Source organism: Rugamonas aquatica (assembly GCF_009380215.1).
In the GTDB taxonomy this organism is placed as follows: Bacteria; Pseudomonadota; Gammaproteobacteria; order Burkholderiales; family Burkholderiaceae_D; genus Rugamonas; species Rugamonas aquatica_B.
On the sequence record NZ_WHUG01000024.1, the window covers coordinates 23,610 to 50,595 of the forward strand.

The 26,986-nt window shown below is 64.9% G+C and carries 25 protein-coding genes and 1 pseudogene; 15 read left to right on the forward strand and 11 right to left on the reverse strand.

Features of this window, described 5'->3' with window-relative positions; translation table 11 throughout:
- Positions 1–13: 13 nt before the first annotated feature.
- Together GEV02_RS33515 and GEV02_RS31410 are read right to left on the reverse strand one after the other, a co-directional pair.
- Positions 14–583, reverse strand: coding sequence for a PEP-CTERM sorting domain-containing protein (locus GEV02_RS33515; protein ID WP_235923093.1), 570 nt, complete (start codon positions 581–583; stop codon positions 14–16).
- A 12-nt stretch (positions 584–595) separates the two neighbouring features.
- The gene (locus GEV02_RS31410) at positions 596–1,255 is read right to left on the reverse strand and encodes an Npun_F0296 family exosortase-dependent surface protein (RefSeq protein WP_152841728.1); all 660 of its coding nucleotides are present in this window, start codon (positions 1,253–1,255) and stop codon (positions 596–598) included.
- Positions 1,256–1,621: 366 nt separating this feature from the next.
- Between GEV02_RS31410 and GEV02_RS31415 the strand changes: the two genes are divergently transcribed.
- From GEV02_RS31415 to GEV02_RS31430, 4 genes are all read left to right on the forward strand, one after another.
- A complete protein-coding gene (locus GEV02_RS31415; RefSeq protein ID WP_152841729.1) occupies positions 1,622–2,122 on the forward strand; it encodes a hypothetical protein in 501 nt (166 codons plus the stop codon).
- 139 nt (positions 2,123–2,261) lie between these two features.
- Positions 2,262–2,810 (forward strand): FxDxF family PEP-CTERM protein, encoded by a 549-nt coding sequence (locus tag GEV02_RS31420; protein ID WP_152841730.1) that lies wholly within the window; start codon positions 2,262–2,264, stop codon positions 2,808–2,810.
- A gap of 125 nt (positions 2,811–2,935) precedes the next feature.
- On the forward strand, positions 2,936–4,879 hold the full coding sequence (locus tag GEV02_RS31425) for a GAF domain-containing sensor histidine kinase (protein ID WP_152841731.1): 1,944 nt from the start codon (positions 2,936–2,938) through the stop codon (positions 4,877–4,879).
- Between the two features lie 190 nt (positions 4,880–5,069).
- A complete protein-coding gene (locus GEV02_RS31430; RefSeq protein WP_152841732.1) occupies positions 5,070–5,654 on the forward strand; it encodes a hypothetical protein in 585 nt (194 codons plus the stop codon).
- Positions 5,655–5,664: 10 nt separating this feature from the next.
- On the opposite strand, the gene GEV02_RS31435 is transcribed toward GEV02_RS31430, so the two are convergent.
- From GEV02_RS31435 to GEV02_RS31455, 5 genes are all read right to left on the reverse strand, one after another.
- Positions 5,665–7,122, reverse strand: coding sequence for a S41 family peptidase (locus GEV02_RS31435; RefSeq protein WP_152841733.1), 1,458 nt, complete (start codon positions 7,120–7,122; stop codon positions 5,665–5,667).
- Positions 7,123–7,187: 65 nt separating this feature from the next.
- The gene (locus GEV02_RS31440; RefSeq protein ID WP_152841734.1) at positions 7,188–8,108 is read right to left on the reverse strand and encodes an SAM hydrolase/SAM-dependent halogenase family protein; all 921 of its coding nucleotides are present in this window, start codon (positions 8,106–8,108) and stop codon (positions 7,188–7,190) included.
- A gap of 10 nt (positions 8,109–8,118) precedes the next feature.
- Positions 8,119–10,602: a TonB-dependent receptor plug domain-containing protein gene (locus GEV02_RS31445; RefSeq protein ID WP_152841735.1), complete on the reverse strand. Its 2,484-nt coding sequence runs from the start codon at positions 10,600–10,602 to the stop codon at positions 8,119–8,121.
- Between the two features lie 89 nt (positions 10,603–10,691).
- Positions 10,692–12,197 (reverse strand): DUF3369 domain-containing protein, encoded by a 1,506-nt coding sequence (locus tag GEV02_RS31450; RefSeq protein ID WP_152841736.1) that lies wholly within the window; start codon positions 12,195–12,197, stop codon positions 10,692–10,694.
- Positions 12,198–12,262: 65 nt separating this feature from the next.
- The gene (locus GEV02_RS31455) at positions 12,263–12,541 is read right to left on the reverse strand and encodes a hypothetical protein (protein WP_152841737.1); all 279 of its coding nucleotides are present in this window, start codon (positions 12,539–12,541) and stop codon (positions 12,263–12,265) included.
- Here GEV02_RS31455 and GEV02_RS31460 point away from each other — a divergent pair.
- Positions 12,531–14,495: an acyltransferase family protein gene (locus GEV02_RS31460; RefSeq protein ID WP_152841738.1), complete on the forward strand. Its 1,965-nt coding sequence runs from the start codon at positions 12,531–12,533 to the stop codon at positions 14,493–14,495. The genes GEV02_RS31455 and GEV02_RS31460 overlap by 11 nt on opposite strands.
- A gap of 51 nt (positions 14,496–14,546) precedes the next feature.
- Here GEV02_RS31460 and GEV02_RS31465 read toward each other — a convergent pair whose 3' ends face one another.
- Positions 14,547–16,469: a PhoX family protein gene (locus tag GEV02_RS31465; RefSeq protein ID WP_152841739.1), complete on the reverse strand. Its 1,923-nt coding sequence runs from the start codon at positions 16,467–16,469 to the stop codon at positions 14,547–14,549.
- A gap of 218 nt (positions 16,470–16,687) precedes the next feature.
- Between GEV02_RS31465 and GEV02_RS31470 the strand changes: the two genes are divergently transcribed.
- The gene (locus GEV02_RS31470) at positions 16,688–17,191 is read left to right on the forward strand and encodes a DUF3016 domain-containing protein (RefSeq protein WP_152841740.1); all 504 of its coding nucleotides are present in this window, start codon (positions 16,688–16,690) and stop codon (positions 17,189–17,191) included.
- Positions 17,192–17,204: 13 nt separating this feature from the next.
- Here the strand turns inward: GEV02_RS31470 and GEV02_RS31475 are convergent, their stop codons facing one another.
- Entirely contained in the window at positions 17,205–17,648 is a 444-nt protein-coding gene (locus GEV02_RS31475) for a thioesterase family protein (RefSeq protein ID WP_152841741.1), read from the reverse strand.
- 140 nt (positions 17,649–17,788) lie between these two features.
- Between GEV02_RS31475 and GEV02_RS31480 the strand changes: the two genes are divergently transcribed.
- A complete protein-coding gene (locus GEV02_RS31480) occupies positions 17,789–18,295 on the forward strand; it encodes a DUF2306 domain-containing protein (protein ID WP_152841742.1) in 507 nt (168 codons plus the stop codon).
- Here GEV02_RS31480 and GEV02_RS31485 read toward each other — a convergent pair.
- A complete protein-coding gene (locus GEV02_RS31485) occupies positions 18,292–18,990 on the reverse strand; it encodes a dienelactone hydrolase family protein (protein WP_152841743.1) in 699 nt (232 codons plus the stop codon). The genes GEV02_RS31480 and GEV02_RS31485 overlap by 4 nt on opposite strands.
- A 53-nt stretch (positions 18,991–19,043) precedes the next feature.
- On the reverse strand, positions 19,044–20,672 hold the full coding sequence (locus GEV02_RS31490; RefSeq protein WP_152841744.1) for a M28 family peptidase: 1,629 nt from the start codon (positions 20,670–20,672) through the stop codon (positions 19,044–19,046).
- Between the two features lie 72 nt (positions 20,673–20,744).
- Between GEV02_RS31490 and GEV02_RS31495 the strand changes: the two genes are divergently transcribed.
- The 8 genes and pseudogenes from GEV02_RS31495 to GEV02_RS31530 all read left to right on the forward strand — a co-directional run.
- A complete protein-coding gene (locus tag GEV02_RS31495; RefSeq protein WP_152841745.1) occupies positions 20,745–21,551 on the forward strand; it encodes an SDR family oxidoreductase in 807 nt (268 codons plus the stop codon).
- A 143-nt stretch (positions 21,552–21,694) separates the two neighbouring features.
- A complete protein-coding gene (locus GEV02_RS31500; RefSeq protein WP_152841746.1) occupies positions 21,695–22,054 on the forward strand; it encodes a hypothetical protein in 360 nt (119 codons plus the stop codon).
- A gap of 38 nt (positions 22,055–22,092) precedes the next feature.
- Positions 22,093–22,338 (forward strand): hypothetical protein, encoded by a 246-nt coding sequence (locus GEV02_RS31505; RefSeq protein WP_152841747.1) that lies wholly within the window; start codon positions 22,093–22,095, stop codon positions 22,336–22,338.
- A 235-nt stretch (positions 22,339–22,573) separates the two neighbouring features.
- Positions 22,574–22,885 (forward strand): hypothetical protein, encoded by a 312-nt coding sequence (locus tag GEV02_RS31510; RefSeq protein ID WP_152841748.1) that lies wholly within the window; start codon positions 22,574–22,576, stop codon positions 22,883–22,885.
- Positions 22,886–22,923: 38 nt separating this feature from the next.
- Positions 22,924–23,148, forward strand: a complete 225-nt coding sequence (locus tag GEV02_RS31515) for a hypothetical protein (RefSeq protein WP_152841749.1) — start codon at positions 22,924–22,926, stop codon at positions 23,146–23,148.
- 268 nt (positions 23,149–23,416) lie between these two features.
- Entirely contained in the window at positions 23,417–25,639 is a 2,223-nt protein-coding gene (locus tag GEV02_RS31520) for a DEAD/DEAH box helicase (protein WP_152841750.1), read from the forward strand.
- 95 nt (positions 25,640–25,734) lie between these two features.
- On the forward strand, positions 25,735–26,631 hold the full coding sequence (locus GEV02_RS31525) for an alpha/beta hydrolase (RefSeq protein WP_152841751.1): 897 nt from the start codon (positions 25,735–25,737) through the stop codon (positions 26,629–26,631).
- Positions 26,632–26,653: 22 nt separating this feature from the next.
- Positions 26,654–26,986, forward strand: a pseudogene (locus GEV02_RS31530) (helix-turn-helix domain-containing protein); the annotation flags it as partial.

A 26,986-nucleotide genomic window follows, 5' to 3' on the forward strand; every position in this document is an offset into this window, starting at 1 on the left:
CTGGCTGCGGTGTTCAGCGGCGGGCGTAGCGGCGGGCGCCGATGCCCAGCAAGCCCAGTCCCGCCAGCATCATGGCGTAGGTTTCCGGTTCCGGCACCGGCGGCATGGTGTACACGCTCAGCTTGTACAGGCCGGCGTTCGAGCTGGCCTGCAGCTGGGTGAAGAACTTGTCGATGCCGCTGCCGCCGTTGAACTGGTAAAACGCCGTGCCGTTGCCCGGACCGCCGTTGCCGTTGCCGAAGTGCAGGCCGACGATGACATTGCCGGTCAGCAGGTGGTTGAAGTCGTAGGTCGTGACGTGGGTCGACGGATTCGCGGCGACGTTGATCGACTCGATCGGCGCGCCGGTCTGGCCGGGGAAGGCGAATTGCGTCGCCAGGATGTTTTTGACCGTCAGCGTGTCGGCCGGTGAATTGTTGATCAGGTTGCCCGCGACATAGCCGTAGCATTTCGAGACCGTCACGCCCGGAATCTCGAAGTAGATATCGGTCACGCTGCAGGCGGCCAGCGGGGCGCTCGCCGATGCGACACCGGACATGGCGAACATGGCGACGGCCGCTATTTTGGGAAGCAGTGCTTTCATGTCCATCCCTTTTCAGTAAAAGCGTGGCGTGGCCTGGTCGCGCTCGCGGCGGCTGGCGAAGCCCAGCAGGCCGAGGCCGGTCAACAGCATGGCGTAGGTCTCCGGTTCGGGGACGGCGGCGATGTAGGAATGGTTGTCCGATTCGAAGGCGTTCTGGTTGGCCGAGAACGTGACCTTGGTGATGTGCGTGCCGGCGGTGGTGAAGAAGTTCATGTAGAAGCCGACCGCCTGATTGCCGTTGGCCATCAGGCTGGCGGCGCCCGCCATCGCGATGCCATTGATCTGCAGCACCATCGTGTTACCGCTGTACATGGTCACGATGTTGTAGTCGTCGGGCGAACCCATGTAGTAGCCGAAATAGTCCACGCCGTTGCCGCCGAAGGTGACGCTGGACGACGAAGGCTGGCCGTTGCTGATGCCGACCGAGAAGAAGGCGGTCGGGTCGCCCGGCGGCTGGGCCGCATAGCCGGGATTGCCTGGCGAAGGGATCAGCGCGCCCAGCTGATCGTAGGTGGCGAAACCGATCGGCAGCAGGCCGTCGTCGAAGGTGTTGGTGGTGACGCCGCCGACACCGGAAGTGGGGCCGGCCGAGGCGTTGTAGATGACACCGGCGTTGGCGCTGAAAGCTGCGCCTGCCAGACCGATGGCCAGCAGGGTTTTGGAGATAGACATTTTGGACGTTCCTTGTTGAGAGGTCGCTAGTTGTTGAAACCGGACTTTCACTTTTATTAACTACTGGAAACTGGTGATTCAAGATTGATAATAGTCATGTTCCCTTGCCAATGCTTGGTGAGATTTAGAGAGTTTCATCGGTTTTTGTGAATTTCCGCCGGGATTTGTTACGCCGGAGCTGGAAACGGGCCGCCAAGCCCGTGGCCGGGGCGGGGTATGCCGTGGATGTCAAAAACACAATTGCCGTTGTGTTTAATACACAGCCGGGCGGCCAGAGTTTTTGCACCATTGCTGACTTTCTATTGTTGTTACGGGGCGGGCCGCTTATCATTTCACCCCAGCCAACTTTCAGCACGAGCCATCAGCATGAGCGCAGACTACCCCGATACCGACGAGCAGCAGGACGACGACGCCCCGATCCAGGAGGCGCGCGTATGGCAGGGGAACGGCTGGACCGCGCGCGTCATCAAGAACGATGACGACGAGGGCTGGGCGGTGGCGATGATCAAGGATGGCGAGCCGGAACCGGCGCTGGTCGGTCCGTGGACCATGGGCCGCGACAAGAAGAATCCCAAGCCGCTGGACGTCAACGCCTTCAATACGCTGGTCAAGACCGCCAACGAAGTGATACGCCGCCACGAGCAGCAGTTGCACGCGCAGCTGCACAAGAATGTGTTCGTCAGCACCGACGACGGCCAGATCAAGGTCAACCTGGACATCGTGCCGGACGAGGACGACGCCTACGCCACCCTGACCGCCTTCGACCCGTACGGCGAGGAGCTGGCCCAGGTGCGGGTCGCCCCGACCTTCAAGCTGAGCGTGACCAGCGCCTCGGCCTGGATAGACAGTGGCTATCGAAAACCATAGTTTCTTGCGACATTTGTTCTTTACTGGAATTAAGATTTCATTAAGTAAAGGTGTAAGCGAATGTAACTTTCAATTGTGCGGGGCCTGTTAAAATTGACGAGGCTGCTACATTTTGATCTCTTTTTTTTAGGAGATCCTTATGACTAAACTCAAAGCCTTGGCTGGTGCTTTCGTGCTAGGCAGTGCCGCCTTTCTGTCGCAAAGCGCCATGGCTGCCGACATCAGCAATCCGTCCGCCGCGCTCGATCTGAGCTCCGGTTCCGATTTCTTCGGCCACTTCATCACCGGCAATAACGCCGGCAACACCTTCTCCGACCGTTACACCTTTACCCTGACCGGCAACAGCATCCTGACCTCGGATCTGTCTTCGTTCTCGGGTAACGCCAAGAACGGCCTGGACATCACCAGCCTGGGCCTGTTCAACGCGGACGGCCTGGTGCTCAAGGGCACCCAGGTATCGACCGGCGACATCGACGTCTGGACCCTGGCCACGGCCCCTCTGGCCGCAGGCAGCTACTTCCTGCAGATCAGCGGTACCGTGATGTCGAAGGCTGCCGGCGTGTACTCGGCCGGCGCCACCGTGTCGGCCGTGCCGGAACCGGCGACCTACGGCATGATGCTGGGCGGCCTGGCGCTGGTCGGCGCCGTCGCCGCACGTCGCAAGGCTAAGCAAGACGACGCAGCGTAAGCGTCTTCCCGCTTGACCGTGACAGCCAGGCCGCTTCCGCGGCCTGGCTGTTTTTGTTTCTGTGGCCGGGCCGGGCGGGACCTGCTAGTATTTCCTATGCGCATTACCTCACTATAGGAAAATCGATGGAAAGTCGCCTCACCCGCCTGGAAGCCGTTCAAACGATGTTGCTCGAAATCGGGCAGAAGTCGAGCAGCTGCACCGATATCAGCGAGTTCCTGCAGGCCGTGCACGCGGCGCTGGGGCGCATCATGTACGCGGCCAACTTCTTCGTGGCCTTGAGCGACCGCGACGGTCCTGTCAACCAGGTGCGCTTCGTGTATTTCGTCGACGAGGTCGACGATCCGCCCAGCCGCGACGAATTGTTCGAGCTGGTCGAGGGCGAGTCGCCGACCGCCACCGTGATCGCCAGCCGCGAGCGCATGGTGATGACGGCGGCCGAGCACCAGTCGCGGCGCGAAGCCAACGCCGGCTTCGGCATCGGCACCATCGCCGAACACTGGATGGGCTGCCCGCTGCTGGACCAGAACCACCAGGCGCTGGGCGCCATCGTCATCCAGAGCTACGACAAGCAGCACACCTTCAACGAGGAAGACCAGGCGCTGTTCGGGCTGATCGCCAACCATGTGTCGAGCGCGCTGCAGCACCTGCAGAGCATGGACCGGCTGGAGCGCGCGGTGCAGGAGCGCACTGCCCAGCTGTCGCACGAGGTGGCCGAGCGCCGCCGCGCCGAGAACATCCAGCGCGCGCTGTACGAGCTGGCCAATCTGTCGGCCACGGCCACCGGCGGCAGCCGCCTGAACCAGCGGCTGCACCAGATCATCAGCGAGCTGGTGCCGGCGCAGAATTTCCTGATGGCGCTGTACCACCCGGACACCAAGGAAATCAGCATCCCGTATTTTGTCGACGAGAAGGACGAGCAGGCGCCGGTCAAGCGCTTCGACTTCGGCCTCGGCATGTCGTCGTACGTATTGCAGCGCAAGCAGGCCATGCTGCTGGACCGCGCCGGCTACACCGCGCTGGTCGACAGCGGCGAGATGGAGCACCCGCTGGGCAATGTCGACATCTCCAGCTGGATGGGGGCGCCGATGCTGCTGGGCGATGTGGCGTATGGCGTCATCATCGTGCAGAGCTATGACGACTCGGTGGTCTACACCCAGGCCGACCTCGACATCCTGGCCTTCATGGCCAGCCATGTGGCGGTGGCGATCGCGCGCATGCAGGCCGACCGCGAAATCCGCCGCGCCAAGGAAACGCTGGAAGAGCAGAACGCCGCGCTGGAAAACGCGCTGACCTCGCTCAAGGATGCGCAGGGCGAGCTGGTGCGGCAAGAGAAGCTGGCCTCGCTGGGCCGGCTGGTGGCCGGCGTGGCGCACGAGATCAACACGCCGCTGGGCATTTGCGTGACGGCCACCAGCCATCTGGTGGAAGAGCTCAAGCTGACGCGCGAAGACCTGGCCGCCGGCACGCTGGACGAGGACGGCTTGAACCAGTTCTTCGACATCATCGACCAGTCGCTGCGCATCATGACCACCAACACGCAGCGCGCGGCGGCGCTGGTGCGCAGCTTCAAGCAGGTGGCGGTGGACCAGTCGTCCGACGATATCCGCAGCTTCAACCTGCGCAAATACCTGGACGAGGTGCTGCTGTCGCTGCAGCCCAAGCTGAAGGGCAAGCCGATCGCGGTCGAGATCGCTTGCGACGAGCACATCAACATGGCCAGCTTCCCGGGCGCGGTGTCGCAGATCGTCACCAATATGGTGGTCAACTCGCTGGTGCACGGCTTCGAGGAGGGGCAGGCCGGCAAGATCAAGATCAGCGGCAAGGTCGACGGCGATTTCGTCGACTTCGAATACAGCGACGATGGCGCCGGCATGGACACCAGCACCTTGGCGCAGCTGTTCGATCCTTTCTTCACCACCAAGCGCGGCTCGGGCGGCAGCGGCCTGGGCGCGCACATCCTGTACAACCTGGTGACGGGCGCGCTGGGCGGCACCATCAAGGTGGCCAGCGCGCCGGGCATGGGCCTGCACTACAAGCTGCGCTTCCCCAAGGTGAAGCGCAAGTAAGGCGCCGCGCTGGGCGCGCAATCAGGTGGGAGTATGTACATGGGGTAGGTGGTGCCGCTCCTTGTAGAAAACCCCCTATTCCCGTCCCTGCTTTCCCCTATTTTTCCATCGAATGAACTATCTCCGCGACTCCCGGTCTAAATTGGGGAAAGCAGAAGAAAATAGGGGAGAAAATAGGATGAATACCACAATGACCGTGCAGGTGCCCACCGACACCCTGCTCCAGCTGATCGAAAAGCTGCGCCGCCGTGGCGGCTCGCAAGACATTTCGGAAGCCATGACGCAAGCGCTCAAATGCTGGCTGGAAGACTCAGCCAGATTCGCGCCCGGCGCAGATCCCGCCGGCCTGCACGGCTATCAATGGAAAACGCTGTTCCTGCCCGAAGGCACAATCCTGAAATCGTGGAGCTATGGCGAAAACAACTACGCGCGCGTTGAGGGCGACCAGATCATCCACAACGGCCGCGCTGTGTCGCCGAACCAGTTCGCGCAATCGTTCGCGCGCTCGACGCGCAATGCGTGGCAGGATTTATTCATACGTCGCCCGGGCGACAAGACCTTCAAAATTGCGTGCAGACTGCGCGACGAACTGGCCGCCACCTCGAAGGCGCCACCGGCGACAGCGCCCGTGCCTGCTGTCGCGTCAACAGCGTTGCCCGCTTCGGTGCTGCCACCGCCAACTGTTGCGCCACTGTGCAACAAGGACTGCGAACCCGGCTGGGATTTGCCGGAGCGGCGAAAATTCCGCTACAGGTTGGAAGACGTTGCCTACTAGCCCATTGCGGCTAGCGGGCCGCCGGCTTGATGGCGGTCAGCGTCGTTTTCACCCAGGCTTTCAGCGCTGCCTCGTCGGCCATGTCGCCGTGGTAGCGGCGCGATGGCACGAAGGGCTCGCGCGTGGCCTGCGCGCCGGCGAAGATGGCTGACGGCAGGGTGATGACGCCATTGCCGCTGGGGAGCTTGTACGGGCCGATCTCGCCGTACGGCGAATAGCCTATGGTCGGCTCGCCCAGCACCACGGTGTCGGCGATGGCGCTGATCTGCTGCAGGAAATTCATGCAGGAGCTGAAGCAGCCACGGTCGATCACGGCGGCGATGCGCGGACCCGCTGGACGCTTGCGCACCGCCGCCGCCAATGCATCGGCCTCTTGCTTCGACATGTCCTCCACGCGCGCCATCGGCTCGCCGCGTTCCTGCGCGGCCTTCATCTTGGCGATGGAATCGTCGAGCATGGGCTTGGCGGCGGCGAACTGCGGCAGGCTGGCGTAGCGCTGGAGCAGGGCGATCGCGGCCGACGAGGCGATCTGGGATTTGGTGTGGGACGAAGTGCGGCCCAGCTGCTCGCCATAGGCCTCGCCGTACAGCGCCTGCAGCGCGCGGTTGCCCCAGCTGGAGTCGCCGCCGCCATTGCCGCGCAGGTCGAACACGACCCAGCCGGCGTGCTTGTGCGCTGCCAGCTGCTGGTAGAGTTTTGCGTAGGCGTCGGCGGAAATGCCGCCATTGAAGTTCGGCATGGCCACCCATTGCATGTCCGCCGCCAGCGGCGTCAGGCCGACTGCGCCGGCCTGGGCGGTGTAGCGTTGTTGCACTTCGCTCAGGCGGGCCTTGCCGATGCCGTCCTCGATGGCGCGCAGCGGCAGCGCGTAGTCGCGCACGACGCCGCCGCTTAGCTGGAAGGTGCAGCGCTGCGGCGTCCAGCCCAGTCCGATGTCGAACATGGACTTGCGGGCCAGCTCGCTCGGCGTGGTCGCGTATTCGAGGCTGTGGTTGCTGAACGGGGCGACATTGCTTTTCAGGTAGGTGCCGATCCAGACGCCGTCGCAGCTTTGCACGATGGCGCCACGCGGCGGCAGCGGTTGCGGCCAGTTCGGCTCGGACCAGATGACGCGGTAGCCGCCATCGATGTGGTCGAGCACCACGCCGGTCCACGCGAGCGTCGGCAGGCGCAGCTGGATGCCGGTGTGCGGATCGCCGAAGCCGTTGATGAAGCGCACCAGTGCACGGCGGTAGTCTTGCTCGGTTTTGGCGTTGGCAGCTTCGATCATGCCGGCGCGGCTGCCGGCTTCCAGTGGTGCGGTGACGTCGATCTGGCCGCTGACGGCGCCGGCATGGCTGCTGCGCACGGCGTCGATGGCGAACTTCATGTCGGCCTGGGCGACTTCGCTCCAGTCGGTTGCGGAGGCTGCGGAGGCCGCGAACGCCAGCGGCAGAATGCTGAGACTAAACTTGATGTTGAAGGTCATGAACGGCGCCGGCGCGTAGTTGAGTTGCCAGGATAGTAACTCAACTGCGCGCCCGGCGGAATGGCTTATTTCGCGCCGGCCTTGCTGATCTCCACTTCCCAGTCCACGCCGGAATCGATGTGGTGCTGCTTGGCGTAGTTGCCCTGGCTGACGGCGACCGCCACGTCCAGCAGGCTGTTCAGGTAGACCAGCGGCTTGCCCTGCGCGACGCCGCCGAAGGTGTGCTCGAACGGCGCCACCACCTTGTCAACCTGCTTGCCCTTGTGCAGGATGCGGACCTGCACGCGGTCGTGCACGCCGATGCCCAGCTCGTCGAACAGCGCTTTCGGGATATTGGTCCAGACGTTGCCGTACTTGATGTCCAGCACGGGGATGATGCCGCGCACCACCTTGCCGTCGCGGACCGCCTTTTGGTAAGGGATCTTCACCACCGATTCGCCAGGCAGCACCGGGCCGACCTGCTCGAAGCTGATCGCACCGGACGCCAGCCGCGCGCCGACATAGGCGTAGACGTCGCGGCCGTGGAAGGTGTAGGACTCGCCGGAACCGGCCAGACGGTTGACCTTCTCGTCGATCTCGCGCAGCTCGGCCACGCCGTCGCGCTCGGCGATCAGCGTGAACAGGCCGTTGTCGGGGCCGACGAAGTAGCGGCCCTCTTTGGTCTTCAGCACCACCGACTTGCGGGCCGTGCCCACGCCCGGATCGACCACGGCGACGAACACGCTGCCCTGCGGCCAGTAGTTGGCGGTCTGGTACAGGCGATAGGCGCCCAGCCAGATGTCGTAGTCGGGAATGTTGTGGGTCAGGTCGGAGACGTTCAGTTTCGGATCGACGCCGAAGGCCACGCCGTGCATGGCGGAGACGGCACCGTCGGAGGTGCCGAAGTCGGTCAGCAGCACCAGGGCATTGCTGGCGTGGGCTTGCGCGGCCATCAGCGTGCTCATGCAGACGGCGGCGAACAGGTGGGAGATGCGGGTGAGCTTCATGGAATCCTTCTTAGAATGTGTAGCGCAAGCGGCCGTAGAAATATGCGCCGTTGACGCCGATCGGGTTGATGAAGTTGTACGGCAGCGCGCCGCCGTAGGTGGCGTTGTTGGTCTGGCGCACGCGCTCCGGATAGCGGTCGAGGATGTTGTCGCCGCCGACGGCCAGCGTCAGCTGTTTCGTCAGCTTGACCTGCGCTTCCAGGTCCACCGACCACACGGCGCCGAACGATTGCGCATGGACGCCGTCGACCACCGGCGCTTCCTGGTCATACGAGAAATCCTTCAGCGCGCCGAAGCGGGTGGCGCGCGCCAGCAGGCTCCAGCGGGCGGCCTGCCAGTCGGCGGTCAGCACCAGCTTGCTGTTCGGCGAGGCGTTGCGGATGCGGAACAGGCTGGTGTCGGTCAGCAGCGTCAGCGATGGATCGATCTTGGCCAGCGCGGCCGAACCCTGGCGCACCTTGTCCAGGCGGGTCTTGTTCAGGTTGAGCGCGGCGTTCAGGTCCAGCTTGCCGCCGGCGAAGGACAGGTCGTGGTTCAGCACGGCGTCCAGGCCGGTGGTGCTGGTGTCGAGCAGGTTGGCCAGGTAGGCCACCGACTGGATGTCGCTGCGGCCGATCGAGGCCAGGTAGGCGGTGGCGGCGTCGCTTTGCAGGTCGCTGCTGCGGGTGATGCGGTCGCGGATCTTGATGCGGTAGGCGTCCAGCGTGACGCTGGTGTTGCGCTGCGGACGCCACGCCAGGCCCAGCGACAGATTGGTCGATTTCTCCGGCTTCAGCGCTTCGGCGCCGAAGCTGCGCGCCAGCGCGTCGCTGGCCGGCAGCAGCGAGGCGGTCTGCAAGCCGCTGCCGTCGCTGTTGAAGTTGAGCGTGGAGAAGCGGAAGCCGGTCTGCACCAGCGCCGGCGCGCGGAAGCTGTTGGACAGCGAGCCGCGCAGCAGGAAGGTGTCGCTGAGCTTGTAGCGCGCGGACAGCTTGCCGGTGCTGGCGCTGCCGAAATCGCTGTAGTCCGAATAGCGCGCGGCAGCGCCCAGCAGCAGGCGGCTGGTGAGGTCGCTTTCGAGGTCGGCGTACACCGAGCGGATCGAACGGCCGCCGTCGAACGCATCCTGCGGCCGCAAGCCGGGGCCGGCCTGCGCGCCCGGCGGCGCGTCGACGATGGGGCCGGCCGCGTAGGAAGCCGCGTCGCCCGGCGAGCTGCGGTAAGTCTCGTGCATGAACTCGGCGCCCAGCGCCAGGTTGACGGGGCTGCCCAGGCCCAGGTCGAGCTCGCGCGTGAGGTCGGCGTTGAGCGCGTTCTGGCGGAAGTCGAAGGTGGCCAGGTGGAAGCTGGTCGGGCTCTGCGCGCCCAGCGAGGCGTTGGCCGAGTTGCTCACGTCGTAACGGAACAGGTTGCCGCCGTGGCGCGCGCTCAGGTCGGCGTTCCAGCCGGCTACCGCGAAACGGGCGCCGGCCACGATGCTGGTGTCGGTCATGTCGCCCTGGGTCACGGGACGGTAGCCGGACGGGTACAGCGCCGCCACGTTGGACGGATCGCCCGGATAGCGGAAGTAGGCGCTGCCATCGGACTTGCGCTGGTTGACGGTGGCGAACGAGTAGGCGTCGACGCCGTTGGCCAGCGGCAGCAGCGCGTTGTAGAACAGGTAGTGGTTGTTCTGCTGCGAGTCGCCGGACTTGAACACCACCTTGCCGTCCAGCGCCAGGTCGGCCGGGGTCGAGTTCCACGACGTCCAGCCGGCGTCGCTGAAGCCGGCGCGCTGGGTCGGCGAACGGCTGCGCGTCTCGGCGCCGAAGCGCAGGAAGCCGGCGTCGCCCAGCGGCACGCCGTAGTCGGCGTTGGCGATTTTGGTCTGGCCGTCGGTCTTGGTCTCGTTGGTGGGCTTGAAGTCGGTGTGGTTGGCGCCGTAGCTGACCGAGGCCGAGCCGCCGCTGCGCGCGCTTTTGAGCACGATGTTGATGACGCCGGCCACGGCGTCGCTGCCGTACTGGGCGCCGGCGCCGTCGCGCAGGATTTCAATGTGGTCGATGGCGCCCGGCGGGATGGCGTTGACGTCGACCGGCACCGTGCCGGCGAAGCTGCTCTCGGTGTCGAGCACGGCGCTGGTGTGGCGGCGCTTGCCGTTGATGAGCACCAGCACCTGGTCCGGCGCCAGCCCGCGCAGCTGGATGCCGCGCACCGAGTCCGAGGCGCCGCTCGATTCGATGCGCGGGAAGTTGATCGATGGCGCCAGGTTTTGCAGGGCCGCGCCCAGTTCGCCGCTGGCCGCCGCGTTCTCGACTTCGCGCTGGCCGAAGCGGTCGATCGGCACGGCGCTGTCGAACACGGTGCGGTTGCGCGCGCGCGAGCCGACCACGGTGACCTGGTCGATGGCGGCGTCGCTGGCCGGCGCCTGCTGCGCCCGCACTTCGGGCAGCGCGGCCAGCAGCAGCGCGCAGGCGAGCACGCTGCGGCGCAAAGGCAAATGGGGGAGGGCGTGCGGGGACTGGCTGCGTGGCATCGTGAATTCCTTGCGTGGACCGGACTACGATCTTACGGGCAAGGAATTCACTTTAACAAAGACCCATTGCTAATATGCTTATGCGGGGCTCAGTCGGGGAAGCGTTCGTTGATGGCGACCGCCTTGTCGATGTTTTGGCACAACAGATCGACGTAGACCGGGTCGAGGTGATGGCCGGCCACTTCGCGCAGATGCTCGACCACCTTGTCGATCGGCCACGCTTCCTTGTAGCAGCGCTTGTGCATCAGCGCGTCGAACACGTCGGCCACGGCGACGATGCGCGCGTACAGGTGGATGTCGTGGCCCTTCAAGCCTTGCGGGTAGCCGCTGCCGTCGAATTTTTCGTGGTGCTGGTGGGCGATCACGGCGGCCGCCTTCAGGATCGGGCGCTGCGAGCCGTCGAGGATGGACAGGCCCACGGTCGGGTGCTGCTTCATGATTTCCCATTCGGCCGCGTCGAGCTTGCCCGGCTTGAGCAGCACCGCGTCCGGCGTGGCGATCTTGCCGATGTCGTGCATCGGCGCGGCGTGGCGCAGCACGGCCGTCTCGTCGTCCGGCATGCCGGAAGCCTGGGCCAGCAGGTGGCACACTTCGGACATGCGGCGCACGTGGTTGCCCGCCTCGTTGGAGCGCGATTCGACCACGTCGCCGAGGCGCAGGATCAGCTCGGCCTGGGTGTCGGTGATTTCCTGGGTCAAGAGGATGTTGTCGAAGGCGATGGCGACGCCGGAGCAAAACACTTCCAGCAGCTTGGTGTCGATCTCGGAGATTTCCTCCACGCCCTTGAGGATCAGCAGCGACGCCTTGCCGCTGCTGTTGGGGAAGTAACCGATGTAGGTGTCGCCTTCGACGCGCGAGATCTTGTTGCTCTTGGCGGCGTCGAGCTGGGCCAGCACGTCGGCGCTGAGCAGGGTGCCGTCCTCGTCGCCGATCTGGGCCAGGATTTCGTAATCGTTCTCGCCGCTGATGGCGGTGGCGCCGCGCAGGCGCAGCAGCATGCTGTGTTCCAGGCGCAGCAGCGCCACCACTTGCTGCAGCAGGCCGTTGGCGAAGTCTTTCAGGTTGCGTTGCTGGAAGATGTGGGCCGAGGCGGCGATCACGCGCTCCAGGCCTTCGCGGTAGTTCAGCTGCTGGCGGCGGGCTTCCTCGACCTTCATGATGTCGCGGTAGGCGCGCAGCGCGGCGAAGGTGGTGGTGAACAGCTTGGTGCGGTCGAGCTCGGTCTTTTCCTTGTAGTCGTTGATGTCGTAGTTGACGATCACGCGCTCTTCGGGGGCCTGGCCGGGCTGGCCGGTGCGCAGCACGATGCGGGTGAACTGGTTGTCGAGGTCTTCGCGCATCCAGCGCGCCACTTCCAGGCCGCTGTCTTCCTTTTCCATCACCACGTCGAGGAACACCAGCGCGATGTCGGCCTCGCGCGCCAGCACTTCCTTGGCTTCGGCGCCGCTGTAGGCGTGCACGAAACTGAGGGCGCGGCCGTCGAGGCGGAAGCGGTTCAGTGTCAGTTTCGTGATGTCGTGGATGTCCGGTTCATCGTCGACCAACAGGACTTTCCAAGGCGCTAGCTTAGGCGAGGCAGCAGACAAAAAAGACATAAGGACGAGTTCCGCAAAATGGCACTACTGAATGGTTTTTTCGATTGTAGTCTTACCCACTGCTATTAACAACAGGCAACAAAAATTCCTGTTGCTTTGCACAACACTCCGGTCCATCTCCACACGCCTGATTGTACGTCGCGCCCGCCTGCGGCGGCGCAGTGTTGGTTTTCTGTAATGCTTATGTGCAGCCGAAACAATACTTCGTTTTTGGCAATATTGCTATCTCTGCGTAAAATATTTTTACCGGCGTGTGACAGACGCCGCCCGCCATGGAAGGGGCCGGTGTAAATAAATGTAAAATAGAAACTTGCTAACTCGCAATTCCCTTCGATGTCTGTCATTTCCACCGCCCCTCCCGCCCCCGCCTCCCTGCCTTACCGCCCGGACATCGACGGGCTGCGCGCCCTGGCGGTGCTGGCGGTGGTGTTCTATCACGCCTTTCCCGACAAGTTGCGCGGCGGCTTTGTCGGCGTCGATGTTTTCTTTGTCATTTCAGGCTATCTGATTTCCCACATCATTTACCACGGCCTGCAGCAGGGCGCGTTCAGCTTCGCCAGCTTTTACAGCCACCGCGTGCGGCGCATCTTCCCGGCCCTGGTGCTGGTGCTGGCGGCGTGCTACGGCCTGGGCGCGGCGGCGCTGCTGGACGACGAATTCGCCCAGCTGGCGCGCCATACCGCGGCCAGCGCCGGTTTCGTGCAAAACCTGGTGCTGTATCGGGAGTCCGGCTATTTCGACAACGCCTCCGAGCTCAAGCCGCTGATGCATCTGTGGTCGCTGGCCGTCGAGGAACAGTTCTACCTGCTGTTTCCGGTGCTGGTCTGGGCCGTCTGGCGGCGCGGCTGGAACCTGGCCGCCGTGGTCGGCGGGCTGGCGCTGCTGTCGTTCGGGCTGAACGTGGCCGGCGTCGACGACCATCCGGCCCGCACCTTTTTCCTGCCGCAGACGCGGCTGTGGGAATTGCTGGCCGGCGCGCTGCTGGCGCAGGCGCAGCGGCGCGCGGGATGGGCGCCGGCGCCGCGCCGCGCTGCGCTGGGCGGCAACCTGTGCGCGCTTGCCGGCCTGGCGCTGCTGCTCGGCAGCGCCGTCGGCCTGAGCAAGGCGCAGGCCTTCCCCGGCTGGTGGGCGCTGCTGCCGGTGCTGGGCGGCGTGCTGCTGATCATGGCCGGACCGCAGGCCTGGATCAACCGCCACCTGCTCGGCAGCCGGCCGCTGCGCTGGATCGGCAAGATCAGTTATCCGCTGTACCTGTGGCACTGGCCGCTGCTGGCGTTTGCGCGCATCCTCGACGAATTGCCGATCGGCGAACGCAATGCGGCGGTGATCCTGAGCTTCGTGCTGGCCTGGCTGACCTGGCGCCTGGTGGAGCAGCCGCTGCGCTACGGCGGCCACGGCGCGCGCAAGACGGTGCTGCTGGGCGTGGCGCTGGCCTGCCTGGCCGGCCTCGGTCTGCATCCGATTGAACTGGGACGGACGGGGGTGCAGACGGCGCAGCTGCGCAACAGCCTCAACCGTTTTGACTATCCGTACAAGCAAAGCTGCCGGCCCATGCTGGGCGCGGGCTTCGACGGCGGCTGGTGCAACGCCGGCAACGCCGGCGCGCTGCCGCCCGATACCCTGCTGATCGGCGACAGCTTCTCGAACGCCTACGCGCCGATGCTGGCCGAGCATGTGCGCGACGAGGGCGAGCGGCGCTTCGTGCAGATCGGCATGGGCGGCTGTCCGGTGCTGGCCGACTACGGGCGGCCGGACTGCCGCGCCTTCAGCCAGGCCGTGGCCGGCTATCTGCAACGCACGCCGTCGCTGCGCACCGTGATCCTGGCGGGACACTGGCCGGCTTATGTCGACCGCCAGGAGCTGGGGCCGCAGGTCGAGACCGCCGCCTCCTTCGACCAGGCGTTCGCCCGCAGCGTGGCGCAGTACCAGGCGCGCGGCCTGCAGGTGGTGGTGCTGCTGGCGCCGCCGACCGGCAGCAAGCCGCGCTCGTGTATCGCGCGGCCGATCACGCTGACCCACAAGCGGCTGTGCGACGTGCCGACCGAGATCGCCACCGACAACGACGGCGGCTACCGCAGCCGCATGCTGCCGCTGCTGGCGCAGCACCGGGTGGCGGTGTTCGATCCCTTCCCGGTGCTGTGTCCCGGCAAGGTTTGCAAGACCCTGGACGGCGAGCACATCCTGTACGCCGACATCAATCACCTGAGCCTGTTCGGCGCCCAGTACCTGGCCCGCAACGGCAAGCCGGCGCTGGACGCGGCACTGCCGCGCCATGGAAAAAGCCCGCAAGGAGCTTGACGCTCGTTGCGGGCCGGGACAGCTGGGGGAAACTTTAAGACTTAGCTCAGCTTAGCTCAGCGTCGGCAGGCCGGTCAGGTAGCCGACGGCGGCGCCGAAGCGGTCGCGGTAGTTGGCGCGGATCAGCGGGTCCAGCGTGGTCTGCACCTTGCCGTGCAGCGCCGAATCCCAGTCGCCCGGATGCTGGAAGTTGCTCATGATGTAGGCGAAGCCGTTCATGTCGTCCACCGCGTGCAGGCCGGTCGACTCGGCGCCGGCCGGGGTCGACAGCACGCGCGTCAGCGCCTTGGTGTCGACGTTGTAGGCCCACAGGAAGTTGTTGACGTGCATGCCGCTATCTTCGCCGATGAACAGCGTGCGCAGTTTTTCCGAGAACTTGATGTTGTCCGGATTGGCGATCTTGTCCGGATTGGCCAGGTTGCCCAGCTCGTCCGGCTTGGCCAGGTCTTCGCCGACCAGCGCCGGCACGGCGGCCATGTCGACCGGCACCCATTCGCTGTTGATGGCGGCGCCGGTGTCGTCCACCTGGCCGGCCTTCAGGTTCAGCGCGTAGACGATGCCGGCGCTCGGACCCTGGATCTTGATGCCGCCGGAACCATCTTTCATGGCGCCGTTGATGTAGCTCATCGCGCTGTAGGCGATCTTGTCCTTGGCGTTGACGGTCGTGCCTTCCATCTTGGTGAAGCCCAGGCTGCCGCCCTTGAACGCGGCGTAGCGGTGGGTTTCCAGGAAGGCCGCGGCTTTTTCCTTGCCCGGCACGATCTTGATCCAGTTGCTCTTGCCGCTGAACGGGATCTTGGTGTAGCTGGCGTCGGCCGGGTCGCTGGTCTTGACGCTGAGGATGTCGGCCGCCTTCAGCGTGTCGGCCAGGGCCTTGATCTCGGCGCTGGTGGCGCTGCCCAGCTTGATCCACGACAGCGTGGCCGAACCGCCGTTTTCGGCGGTCTTCTGGGTCCATTTGGCCACGTACAGCGTGCCGGAGGACAGGTCTTGCGCCTTGTCGGCGACGAACATGAACAGGCCGCCGTTGGTGGCGTCGTCGCCCATCAGCGCGGTGCGCTCATCGGGCATGACCTGCACCAGCTCGTGCGAGATGCGGCCCATGCAGTAGTGCTTCTTGATGCTGCCGCTGCCGTCCGGGTTGACGGTGATTTCCGGCATGTGGCCGTAGTGGTAAGGATTGGCCTTGGTGGCGTCGCCGTACAGGTTGGTGCTGAAGGCGGCGAACTGGCTGTTGCTGGCGATGGTGGTCGCGTCCGGCTCGTACTCTTCGCTCGACAGGTGGGTATTCCATGGCGAACGGCTGGCGCCGCAGGTGATCCACAGGCCGTTGACCGGGCTGGTGTTGACGTTGTGGTACTTCACCAGGGTCAGCGCGCCGGTGGTCTTGTCCTGGTCCAGCGTCAGCACGGCGATCGGCGACGGCAGCATGCCGTACATCGAATCGCCCTTGACGTTGCGGGTCGCGTATTCGAACTGCACCACGGCGAACACGGCGTTGCCCTTGATGCCGGACACGGTCGGCGCGGCCAGCTTGAGCAGCGAGGTGCCGTCCGGACAGTCCGAGAAGAACTGGCGCTGGCCGGCGTCGGTCTTGTCGACGATGGGCTGGTTGTTGATGTCGAAGTAGCCGCCGGCCAGGATGCTGCCGCCGGCCTGGTTGGGGACGGTGGCGCCGGTGATGAAGAAGGTCTGGTACGACAGCGCGTACGGCTGGGTCTTGCCGTCGGAGTAGGTGAAGTTCAGCGTCGAGGCGACGGTGGTGGTGGCCATCTTGGCGGCGTCGGCCAGGGTAGGCGCGCTCATGCCGGAGAAGGTCACGGACAGCAGCTGCGGCGCGGCCGCGGCGGTGTCGCCGCCGCCGCAGGCCGACAGCAGGGTGGCGGCGGCGCCGCCGGCGGTCAGCGGCAGCAGCGGCGCGCTGGACAACATTTTAAGGATGCTGCGGCGGGACAGATCGAGGGACTCGGTCATGGTAAATCCTGTTGGTTGTTATGGCCATTCCATGTGCCTGCGCCGGGCGCGGCATCATGCGAGGTGGTGGCTTCACCTCGACGGGCGCAATATTAAGGATTTGTTATGACAGGGGCGTGACAAAGCGTTAAAGTAAGTTTCGTAACAAACTTATTCAGGGCGGGCCTGGTGCGGTGAAAAGGTCTATATTGAAAGTTCGAACCGTGAAGGAGCAGCAAATGCGAACCATGAGCAAACCCTACGCCCGGCCGCTGCTGGCCGCCATGCTGGCGCTGCTGGCCAGCGCCGCCTGGGCCGACGTGACCGTCAGCTACGTCAAGCCGGAGGAATTCGCCGACGTGCCGCGCAACGCCATCGACCGCGAACGCGTGCTGAAGGATTTCAGCGATTATTTCGCCACGCTCAACGCCAGGCTGCCGGCCGGCCAGAACCTGAAGATCGAGGTGCTGGACATCGACATGGCGGGCCGCCTGTGGCCGCGCCGTTCGGGCGGCGAGGATATCCGCATCCTCAACAACGGCGCCGACTGGCCGCGCATGCATCTGCGCTACACGCTGGAGCAGGACGGCAAGGTGCTGCGCAGCGGCGACGAGCAGCTGTCGAATATGAACTACATGCAGGGCATCAGCCGCTACAGCGACAGCGATACGCTGCGCTACGAGAAGCAGATGCTGGACGACTGGTTCAAGAAAACCATCGTGCCGCAGGTGGCGGCGCGCTGAGCGCCGTCGGGCGTCAGTCGAGGCGGTTGACCTTGGGGAACTTGGCCAGGAATTCGGGCGCCATCGGCGTCACCTGGCTGGTTTTGTAGTTGAAGAAGACGAAGCCCGACTTGGCCATCGCCACCAGCGTGGCGTCCTTGGGGCGGGTGATGCGGAAGGTGATGTCGCCGCCGTACTGGTTGAAGTCCATCACGCCGATCTCGAACAGCAGCTGGTCGCGCGCGTGGGCTTCGGCGCGGTAGGTGGTGGCGAGGTCGGTGACGATGATGCCGACGCCGTCGCTGCCGGTTTCCTGCACGCCGAACTCGAACAGGAAGCGGGCGCGCGCCTCGGAGATCATCGAGATCATCGAGTCGTTGCCCAGATGGTTGGCGCCGTTGATGTCGGTCACGCGCACCGTCAGCTGGGTGGAAAAGTAGTATTGGTCTTCCGGGAAGTCCAGTTTCAAACGGGCCATGTGCTCACCTCTGTATCGATCCCCGTATTCTAGCGCAGCCGGCGCCTGCCCCTTTCGGGATAGGACCGCGCCGGCGATAGCGCGTACTATCAGAGTGGCAACTAAGTACTAACTAAGTGCCAACTTTGAAAGGACATCCCATGTATGGTCTCACCCAGCTCGGCGTCATTCATACCCTGATCAGCCTGGTCGCCGTGGCCGCCGGCCTGATCGCCTTCATCCGCGACCGCGGCATCGAACCGGCCAACACGGTCGGCAAGGTGTATATCGCCACCACCGTGCTGACCTGTTTGACCGGCTTCGGCATCTTCGCCCACGGCGGCTTCGGCAAACCGCATGCGCTGGGCATCATCACGCTGCTGACGCTGGGCCTGGCCTGGTGGGCCGGGCAGGGCCGCTTCGGCGCGCGCTCGGCGGCGGTGGCGGTGTGCGCGTATTCGATCACCTTCCTGTTCCACATGATCCCGGCCGTCACCGAGACCAGCACCCGGCTGCCGCTCGGCCACCCGCTGCTGGCGGACGCCGAGGCGCCCGAGCTGAAGGCGGCCACCGGCGTGCTGCTGCTGTTGTATCTGATCGGCGTGACGCTGCAGCTGCGCCGCCTGCGCCGCGTGCGTGGCGTGGCGACGACGGCTGCAAGCGCCTAGAGCTGCTCGCCGAGGAACAGCAGCGTGTTGCCGTGCGCCTGGGCGGCGGCGCGCTGCTGGTAGGAGGCGCGGTGGTTGCAGTTGAAGCCGTGCTCGGCGCCCGGGTAGACGTGGATCTCGACCTGCTCGTTGTCGCCGAAGCGCTCGGCGATGCTTTGCACGGCGGCCGGCGGGATGTGGCTGTCGGCGCCGCCGAAGTGCATCAGCATCGGCACGGTGATCTGCCCGGCGCGATCGAGCGCGTTGTGGATGCCGCCGCCGTAGTAGCACACCGCCGCGTCCACCAGGCCGTTGGCGGCCGTGTGGTAGGACAGGCGGCCGCCGAAGCAGAAGCCGAGCGAGGCCACCTTGCCCTCCACGCCGTCCAGCGCGCGCAGCGCCTTGACGGTGGCGGCGATGTCCGATTGCGCCAGCGCGAAGTCGGTGGCGTTCATCAGCTCGACGGCGCGCTTCCAGCCGGCGTCGTCGTAGGCGAGTTCGATGCGGGCGCCGTGGCGCCAGAACAGGTCCGGCGCGATCACCACGTAGCCGTCGGCCGCGTACTGGTCGGCGACGTTGCGGATATGCTGGTTGACGCCGAAGATCTCCTGCAGCAGCACGATGCCCGGCCCCTTGCCGCCGCGCGGCAGCGAGACGTAGGCGCCGAAGCCGCCGTCAGCGGCGGCGATATCGATCCAGTGGCTATTGGTTTCCATGGTGCTCCTTGTGCGTGGGTGGACGGAGCGGCCATCCTACCTTTTTTTGCGGCTTAGCGTTTGACCTTGCCGAAGGCGTCGCCGTCCTTCCAGCGCTGCATGGCCGGCGCGTTGCCGACCGCGTAGCCGAGGTTGAGCGTGAACTGCGCCTGCTGCACCATGCCCGACAAATCCCAGTCGGCGTGGTACTCGTCGCTGACCTGGTGGTAGTCCTGCTTGAAGGCGACCAGGCGCGCGGCCGACTTGGCCGGATCCTTGACGAACTCGAAGTGGCCGTCGCCGGAGAACACCGCCGAGCCGACGTTAAACGCCGGCACGCCGGCCTTGGCGAAGTTGAAGTGGTCGGCGCGGAAGTAGGCGCCCGACAGGTCGGGGATGGCCGGCGCCAGCTTCAGGCCCATCTTGCGGGCGACCTCGCCGGCCGCTTCATACAGGCTGCTGCGCTCGGCCCCGGCGACGCCGATGTCGCGCGTGGCGCCGACGAAGTTCATGCTGTCCAGATTGAGGTCGGCCGTGGTCTGCGCCAGCGGCCAGGCCGGGTTCTGCACGTAGGCGGCGCTGCCCAGCAGGCCCTGTTCCTCGGCGGCCGGCCACAGGAAGACCTGGGTGCGCTTGGCCGGATGCTTGACCGCTTCGGCCGCCATCGCCAGCAGGGCGGCGGCGCCGGAGGCGTTGTCGATGGCGCCGTTCCAGATATGGTCGCTGCGGTCGTCGCGGCGCACGCCTTCGTCCATGCCCAGGTGGTCCCAGTGGGCCGAGTAGACCACCGCCTGTTCCTTCAGTTTGGCGTCGCCGCCGGGCACGATGCCGGCCACGTTGAACTGCTCGATGCGGCGGATGGCGCTGTGCACCTCGGCATGCACGCGGGTCTTCAGGTCGACCGGACGGAACTCGCGGGTTTCGGCCTGGGCGCGCAGGGTGTCGAGATCGAAGCCGGCCGCGGCGAACAGCGCGCGCGCGGTGTCTTCCTGCAGCCAGCCTTCGACCGGATTGCCGGCCACGGCGAGGTGGAAGCGCTCGTGACTGAAGCCGTTGGCGGGCACGCTCCACGGATAGGAGGCGGATGGCGTGGTGTGGATCAGCAGCACGCCGGCGGCGCCCTGGCGCACCGCCTCTTCGTACTTGTACAGCCAGCGGCCGTAGTAGGTATAGGCCTTGCCGGCGAAGCGGTCAGGCTCGGCGGCGGTGGGCTGCGGGTCGTTGACCATCATGACCAGCACCTTGCCCTTCATGTCGATGCCCTTGTAGTCATCCCATTTTTCTTCCGGCGCGATGGCGCCGTAGCCGACGAACACCAGCGGCGCGTCGATGGTGACGGAGGCCTTGCCGCTGGCGGTGCCGAACACGATCTCGCTGCCGTTCTTCGGCGTGACGCTCTTGCCGCCGGCGTCGAAGCGCACGAAGCTCTTGTCCAGCAGGCGTGTGCCTTCGATCTTGACCGGCATGCGGTAGCCGCCGCCGGCCAGCGGCTTGAGGCCGATGATGGCGGCCTGCGTCTCCAGATAGCGCACCGCCAGATCGCCGCCGCGCTGGCCCGTGCCGCGGCCTTCGAACAGGTCGTCGGCCAGGAAGGACAGGTGGGCGCGCAGCGGCGCCTCCGTCACGACCGGGGCCTGCTGGGCGGCGGCGGGCAGGGAAGCCAGGCCCAGGCCGGCGGCGATTGCTAGTGCTTGAAGACGCATATTTACTCCGTGATGTGTGATTCGGTGCAGAAGCGGGCTATCTTACTGTACTTGCCAAAATAAGGAAGAGCCATGAAAGTCATCATCATCACCGGGAGTTCGGACGGTATCGGCGCCGAGATCGCGCGCCAGCTGGCGCGCAGCCATCGGGGCGGCGTGGCGCTGGTGCTGGCGGCGCGCAATGCCGCGATGCTGGAGCAGGTGGCCGCGCAGTGTGCGGCGGCGGGCGCGCAGACACTGGTCGTGCCGACCGATGTGTCGCAGCAGGCGCAGTGCACGGCGCTGGTGGCGGCCTGCGTGGCGCGCTTCGGTCGCGTCGATGCGCTGATTAACAACGCCGGGCGTTCGGCGCATGCGCTGTTCGAGGAGGTCGCGGACCTGGCTTGGTATGAGGAGCTGATGAAGATTAACCTGTGGGGCAGCGTGTGGTGCACGCATGCGGCGCTGCCTTATCTGAAGCAGTCGCGCGGCAGCATTGTCGCTGTGTCGTCGCTGGCGGGGCTGGTCGGTGTGCCGGGGCGTACGGCCTACGGCGCCACCAAGTTCGCCATGAGCGGCTTCTTTGAGGCCTTGCGCGCGGAGTTGAAGGCGGCCGGGGTGAGCGTGACGATCGCGTATCCGGGCGTGGTGGCGACGCAGATACGCTATCGCGGCTACAACGCGGCCGGCGGGGCGCTGGGCAGCAGCGGCCTGAAAGAGGACAAGGCGATGACGGTGGAGGAGTGTGCGCGGCTGATCGTCGATGGCATGCAGGCCCGCCGGCGCGAGGTAGTGATGTCGGCCAAGGGCAAGCTGGGGCGCTGGATGAAGCTGATCGCGCCGGGGCTGGTGGAGCGCATTGCGCTGGCGGCGCTGAAGGATGACGTGAAGCCGCATTGAGTCGGTTTTCGGCGAGTTGTAAGCGAGTGTAAGAGTCGGTAAGAGGTTGTAATGGTCGTCAACTGATGGGGAGGCTGCGCCGTTTTTTGCTCATGCGACACGGGATAGTCCCGATGCCGAAACCTAGAAAGAGGAAATACATCATGACCAAAATTATCGCTTCCCTGATCGCCGGCCTGTTCGCAACCGCAGCATTCGCACAAGCGCCAGTCGCCGCCACCACCGCTCCAGCCGCCAAGACGGCCGTGGTGAAAACCGAAGCGAAAGCTGAAGTAAAAACCGCCGAAGTCAAAGCCGAAGCCAAGCCTGAAGTGAAGGCCGAAGCCAAAGCTGAAACGAAGACCGCCGGCAAAACCAAAGCCCATCACAAGGCCAAAGAATCCAAAGTCGCAGCGCCAGTCGCCGATGCGAAAGCAGACACCAAAGCAGACACCAAAGCAGACACCAAAGCAGACACCAAAGCAGACACCAAAGCAGACACCAAAGTAGTCGCAAGCAAGTAATTAAATAAACTATATAAACCAATTCAAGGAATAACATCATGAAAAAAGTAATCGCTACCCTGATCGCCACCCTGTTCGCAGGCGCTGCATTCGCTCAAGCTCCAGCCGCATCGGCTTCCGCAACCGCCGCCGCATCGGCACCGATGGCAGCCGCATCGGCACCAGCAGCCAGCGCACCGGCCAAGAAGGCGCATCACAAGAAAGCCAAGGCAGTTAAAGCCGCCAGCGCACCGGCAGCTTCGACCCCGGCGCCGGCTGCATCGGCTCCAGCAGCCAGCAAGTAATTCGCATCCGCTAGCGCGGAACGCAGCAAGGCCTCGGCCGGAATGCCGCCCAGTTCACACTGGGCGGCATTTTTTATTTCATGGTGCCGGGCTTGGTCGCAGGGCGAGTTGTAAGCGAGTGTAAGAGTCGGTAAGAGGTTGTAATGGTCGTCAACTGATGGGGAGGCTGCGCCGTTTTTTGCTCATGCGACACGGGATAGTCCCGATGCCGAAACCTAGAAAGAGGAAATACATCATGACCAAAATTATCGCTTCCCTGATCGCCGGCCTGTTCGCAACCGCAGCATTCGCACAAGCGCCAGTCGCCGCCACCACCGCACCAGCCGCCAAGCCAGCCGTGGTGAAGACCGAAGCGAAAGCTGAAGTAAAAACCGCCGAAGTCAAAGCCGAAGCCAAGCCTGAAGTGAAGGCCGAAGCTAAAGCTGAAACGAAGACCGCCGGCAAAACCAAAGTCCATCACAAGGCCAAAGAATCCAAAGTCGCAGCGCCAGTCGCCGATGCGAAAGTAGACACCAAAGCAGACACCAAAGTAGCCGCAAGAAAGTAATTAAATAAACTATATAAACCAATTCAAGGAATAACATCATGAAAAAAGTAATCGCTACCCTGATCGCCACCCTGTTCGCAGGCGCCGCATTCGCTCAAGCTCCAGTTGCTTCGGCTTCCGCAACCGCCGCCGCATCGGCACCTGCAGCCAGCGCACCGGCCAAGAAGGCGCATCACAAGAAAGTCAAAGCCGCCAAAGCCGCCAGCGCACCGACAGCTTCGACCCCGGCGCCGGCAGCATCGGCTCCAGCGGCCAGCAAGTAATCCGCATCCGCTAGCGCAGGACGTGCCGCCCCGGACCTCCGCCCTGGGCGGCGCAAGGAAAAAGACAGGCTTAGGCCTGTCTTTTTTGTTTGGAATGCAACATCTATGGCGGGGCTAGTACCCTTTACATATCCTGAAGGGAACGTCGCGCTTTTGACTGCAAATCACCGTTTTTGCCCAAAAACCGGCTCAAGGTGTCGATAGAGAGTAAACTACGCACAAATTTCTTTCGCAATTAGGCGATTCGAACATACTTGTGAGTGACGCCATGTCTGAAACCCCAACATCCCCCATTACCCTTTTTACCGATCTGAACCTCAGCGCACCCCTGATTAAAGTGCTGAAAGAAGTCGGTTACGAGTCGCCTTCGCCTATCCAGGCCGCGACCATCCCGTCGCTGCTGGATAACCAGGACGTCCTGGGCCAGGCGCAAACAGGTACGGGTAAGACCGCAGCCTTCGCGCTGCCTATCCTGTCGCGCCTCGATATCAAACAGACCACGCCGCAGGCGCTGGTGCTGGCGCCGACGCGCGAACTGGCGATCCAGGTCGCCGAAGCTTTCCAGACCTACGCTACGCATATCCCAGGCTTCCACGTGCTGCCGATCTACGGCGGCCAAAGCTACGGCCCGCAGCTGTCGGCCCTGCGCCGCGGCGTGCACGTCGTCGTCGGCACCCCGGGCCGCGTCATCGATCACCTGGACAAGGGTTCGCTCGACCTGTCCAAGCTGAAAACGCTGGTGCTGGACGAAGCCGACGAGATGCTGCGCATGGGCTTTATCGACGACGTCGAACGCATCCTGCAGGAGACCCCGGAGTCGCGCCAGACCGCGCTGTTCTCGGCCACCATGCCGTCGGCCATCCGCCGCATCGCCAACACCTACCTGCGCAATCCGAAGGAAATCACGGTCGCCGCCAAAACCGGCACCAATGAAAACATCCGCCAGCGCTACTGGCTGGTGTCCGGCATGCACAAGCTGGACGCGCTGACCCGCATCCTGGAAGCCGAGAACTTCGACGGCATGATCATCTTCTCGCGCACCAAGCTCGGTACCGAGGAACTGGCGCAGAAGCTGCAAGCGCGCGGCTTCTCGGCCGCCGCCATCAACGGCGACATCCAGCAGGCGCAGCGCGAACGCACCATCCAGCAGCTCAAGGACGGCAAGATCGACATCCTGGTGGCGACCGACGTCGCCGCGCGCGGCCTGGACGTGGAGCGCATCAGCCACGTGGTCAACTACGACGTGCCGCACGATCCGGAAAGCTACACCCATCGCATCGGCCGCACCGGCCGCGCAGGCCGCAGCGGCGAGGCGATCCTGTTCATCACCCCGCGTGAAAAGAACCTGCTCAAATCGATCGAACGCGCCACCCGCCAGCCGATCGGCATGCTGGAACTGCCGACCATCCAGGCCGTCAACGACGTCCGCATCGCCAAGTTCAAGTCGCAGATCAGCGAAACCCTGGCCCAGGGCGAGCTGGAACAGTTCCAGTCGCTGATCGAGGACTTCGAGCGCGAACAGAATATCCCGGCGATCGAGATCGCCGCCGCGCTGGCCAAGATGGCGCGCGGCGATGTGCCGCTGCTGCTCGATAAAAAGCATCAGGTGGCTGCCGCGACCTGGGACGAGCGCCCGGGCCGTCAAGTCGGCTTCGAACGCAACGACCGTGGCGACCGCGCCGAACGCTTCGACCGCGGCGGCGACCGTCCGGACCGCAGCGAGCGTTTCCCGAAAAAGGAACGCATCGTGCGCGCCGCCGATCCCGGCATGCAGACCTTCCGCATTGAAGTGGGCTACCAGCACGGCGTCAAGCCGGGCAATATCGTCGGCGCCATCGCCAACGAAGGCGGCATCGACTCCAAGCACATCGGCCGCATCGAAATCTACGACGACTACAGCGTGCTCGATATGCCGGACAACCTGACCGGCGACGTGCTCGATCATCTGGCCAGCATCAAGGTCGCGGGCCAGCAGCTGCGCATCAGCCGCGATAACGGCGACAGCGCGCCAGCCGCAGCGCCTGCGCCGGCCGCAGCCCGTCCGGTACCGGCGCGCGCGCCGGCCGCCGCACCGGCTTCGTCGCCGCTGGCCAAGGCCGCGCGCGTGGAGTCGGCCGAGCTGGATGACGCAGCGCCGAAGAAGAAAAAGGAAAAGCCGGGCAAGATCGCCCTGCCGATGAGCGCCTTCCGCATTGAAGTGGGCAGCAACCACGCGGCCACGCCGTCCAACATCGTCGGCGCCATCGCCAACGAGGCGGGCCTGGAAGCCAAGCATATCGGCCGCATCGAAATCTTCGACACCTACAGCATGCTGGAACTGCCGGACGGGATGCCGCCCGAGCTGTTCAAGCACCTGGGCAAAGTGTGGGTCGGCGGCGCGCAGCTGAAGATCAGCCATGCCGAGCGCATGCCGCCGGAGTCCGGCAAATCGACGCCGCCTAAAAAACCGGCGCCGGGCGCCGCCAAGGACAAGTTCAAGAAGAAGTATTGAACTGAGGAGCACTCATCGTAGTACAGCACAGGGCCGCAAGGCCCTGTTTTCATTTTTGCGTGTAGCATGACGGGATCGTCTATGGGAGCGCACGCATGTTGAACAAAATGGGAAGGACTCTGCTGGCGGCTGCCGTCGCCGGCAACGTGGGAGCGGCGGGTGCCGCACCCATGACTTTGCAGGATTATCTGGCGCTGAGCGGCCCGGCGCCGACGCAGCATGTGGCTTACGGCCCGGCGCCTTCGCAGTTCGCGGAATTGTTCCAGCCGCCCGGCGACGGTCCGTTCCCGGTGGCGGTGATCGTCCATGGAGGCTGCTGGACCAAGGAATTCGGCGGCATCACGCAGATGCACAATATGGCAGGGGCCTTGCAGCAGCAGGGCATCGCGGTCTGGAACGTCGAGTATCGCCGCTTCGACGAGGAGGGCGGCGGTTATCCCGGCATGTACCACGATGTCGCCACGGCGCTGGACCGCTTGCGGGTGCTGGCGCCGGAGCGTCGTCTGGACTTGTCGCGCATCGTGCTGGTCGGGCATTCGGCCGGCGGCCATCTGGCGCAGTGGGCGGCGGCGCGTGCGCGCCTGCCGCGCAGCAGTCCCTTGTATGTGGCCGATCCGCTGCCGGTGCCGACCGTCATCAGCCTGGGCGGACTGGCCGATCTGCGCAACGAACAGTCGCTGATCAAGATCAGCTGCGACCGCGACATGGCGCAACTGGCCGGCACCGCCAGCGCGGCGCGGCCGGACATTTTCTCCGACACGTCGCCGGCCGAACTGCTGCCGACCGGCGTGCGCACGGTGCTGATACACGGCGAGTTCGATACCATCTCGCCGCTGCGCGCCGGCCAGGATTATGCGCGCCGCGCCCACGCGGCCGGCGACCACGCCGAGGTGATCGTGCTGCCCGGCGGCAGCCATTACGATGAGGTGGCGGCCAGCTCGCCGTCGTGGACCATCGTGTCGGCACAGATCCGCAAGGCGCTGGGCTTGTAGCGCCTTTCCGCGCGCTGCCGCCATGGATTCCCTGATCGCCGCCTCCGCGCGCGCCCTTGCTGCCGGCGATGCGCTCGGCGCCCTCAAACGCGTCGCCCTGCGCGACGATCCGCCCGCGCTGGCCTTGCGCGGCATCGCCATGGCCCAGCTGGGCGAGCATGGCCGTGCGCGTGAACTGCTGCGGCGGGCCGCGCGCGGTTTCGGCTCGCATGAAGAACTGTCGCGCGCCCGCTGCGTGATCGCCGAGGCCGAGGTGGCGCTGGCCGTGCGCGACTTCGCCGCGTCGCCGCGCGCGCTGACGGCGGCGCTGGCCACGCTGGAGGCGCACGCCGACCGCGCCAACGCGCTGCACGCC

Excerpts from the sequence above, each read along its gene's own strand:
- GEV02_RS31475 (WP_152841741.1), bottom strand. The coding sequence starts at position 17,648 with ATGGCCCGTTTGAAACTGGACTTCCCGGAAGACCAATACTACTTTTCC.
- GEV02_RS31485 (WP_152841743.1), bottom strand. The coding sequence starts at position 18,990 with ATGGAAACCAATAGCCACTGGATCGATATCGCCGCCGCTGACGGCGGC.
- GEV02_RS31420 (WP_152841730.1), top strand. The coding sequence starts at position 2,262 with ATGACTAAACTCAAAGCCTTGGCTGGTGCTTTCGTGCTAGGCAGTGCC.
- GEV02_RS31520 (WP_152841750.1), top strand. The coding sequence starts at position 23,417 with ATGTCTGAAACCCCAACATCCCCCATTACCCTTTTTACCGATCTGAAC.
- GEV02_RS31425 (WP_152841731.1), top strand. The coding sequence starts at position 2,936 with ATGGAAAGTCGCCTCACCCGCCTGGAAGCCGTTCAAACGATGTTGCTC.
- GEV02_RS31435 (WP_152841733.1), bottom strand. The coding sequence starts at position 7,122 with ATGACCTTCAACATCAAGTTTAGTCTCAGCATTCTGCCGCTGGCGTTC.
- GEV02_RS31495 (WP_152841745.1), top strand. The coding sequence starts at position 20,745 with ATGAAAGTCATCATCATCACCGGGAGTTCGGACGGTATCGGCGCCGAG.
- GEV02_RS31440 (WP_152841734.1), bottom strand. The coding sequence starts at position 8,108 with ATGAAGCTCACCCGCATCTCCCACCTGTTCGCCGCCGTCTGCATGAGC.
- GEV02_RS31480 (WP_152841742.1), top strand. The coding sequence starts at position 17,789 with ATGTATGGTCTCACCCAGCTCGGCGTCATTCATACCCTGATCAGCCTG.
- GEV02_RS31450 (WP_152841736.1), bottom strand. The coding sequence starts at position 12,197 with ATGTCTTTTTTGTCTGCTGCCTCGCCTAAGCTAGCGCCTTGGAAAGTC.
- GEV02_RS31465 (WP_152841739.1), bottom strand. The coding sequence starts at position 16,469 with ATGACCGAGTCCCTCGATCTGTCCCGCCGCAGCATCCTTAAAATGTTG.
- GEV02_RS33515 (WP_235923093.1), bottom strand. The coding sequence starts at position 583 with ATGAAAGCACTGCTTCCCAAAATAGCGGCCGTCGCCATGTTCGCCATG.
- GEV02_RS31515 (WP_152841749.1), top strand. The coding sequence starts at position 22,924 with ATGAAAAAAGTAATCGCTACCCTGATCGCCACCCTGTTCGCAGGCGCC.
- GEV02_RS31505 (WP_152841747.1), top strand. The coding sequence starts at position 22,093 with ATGAAAAAAGTAATCGCTACCCTGATCGCCACCCTGTTCGCAGGCGCT.
- GEV02_RS31525 (WP_152841751.1), top strand. The coding sequence starts at position 25,735 with ATGTTGAACAAAATGGGAAGGACTCTGCTGGCGGCTGCCGTCGCCGGC.
- GEV02_RS31430 (WP_152841732.1), top strand. The coding sequence starts at position 5,070 with ATGACCGTGCAGGTGCCCACCGACACCCTGCTCCAGCTGATCGAAAAG.
- GEV02_RS31470 (WP_152841740.1), top strand. The coding sequence starts at position 16,688 with ATGCGAACCATGAGCAAACCCTACGCCCGGCCGCTGCTGGCCGCCATG.
- GEV02_RS31500 (WP_152841746.1), top strand. The coding sequence starts at position 21,695 with ATGACCAAAATTATCGCTTCCCTGATCGCCGGCCTGTTCGCAACCGCA.
- GEV02_RS31415 (WP_152841729.1), top strand. The coding sequence starts at position 1,622 with ATGAGCGCAGACTACCCCGATACCGACGAGCAGCAGGACGACGACGCC.
- GEV02_RS31410 (WP_152841728.1), bottom strand. The coding sequence starts at position 1,255 with ATGTCTATCTCCAAAACCCTGCTGGCCATCGGTCTGGCAGGCGCAGCT.
- GEV02_RS31445 (WP_152841735.1), bottom strand. The coding sequence starts at position 10,602 with ATGCCACGCAGCCAGTCCCCGCACGCCCTCCCCCATTTGCCTTTGCGC.
- GEV02_RS31510 (WP_152841748.1), top strand. The coding sequence starts at position 22,574 with ATGACCAAAATTATCGCTTCCCTGATCGCCGGCCTGTTCGCAACCGCA.
- GEV02_RS31460 (WP_152841738.1), top strand. The coding sequence starts at position 12,531 with ATGTCTGTCATTTCCACCGCCCCTCCCGCCCCCGCCTCCCTGCCTTAC.
- GEV02_RS31455 (WP_152841737.1), bottom strand. The coding sequence starts at position 12,541 with ATGACAGACATCGAAGGGAATTGCGAGTTAGCAAGTTTCTATTTTACA.
- GEV02_RS31490 (WP_152841744.1), bottom strand. The coding sequence starts at position 20,672 with ATGCGTCTTCAAGCACTAGCAATCGCCGCCGGCCTGGGCCTGGCTTCC.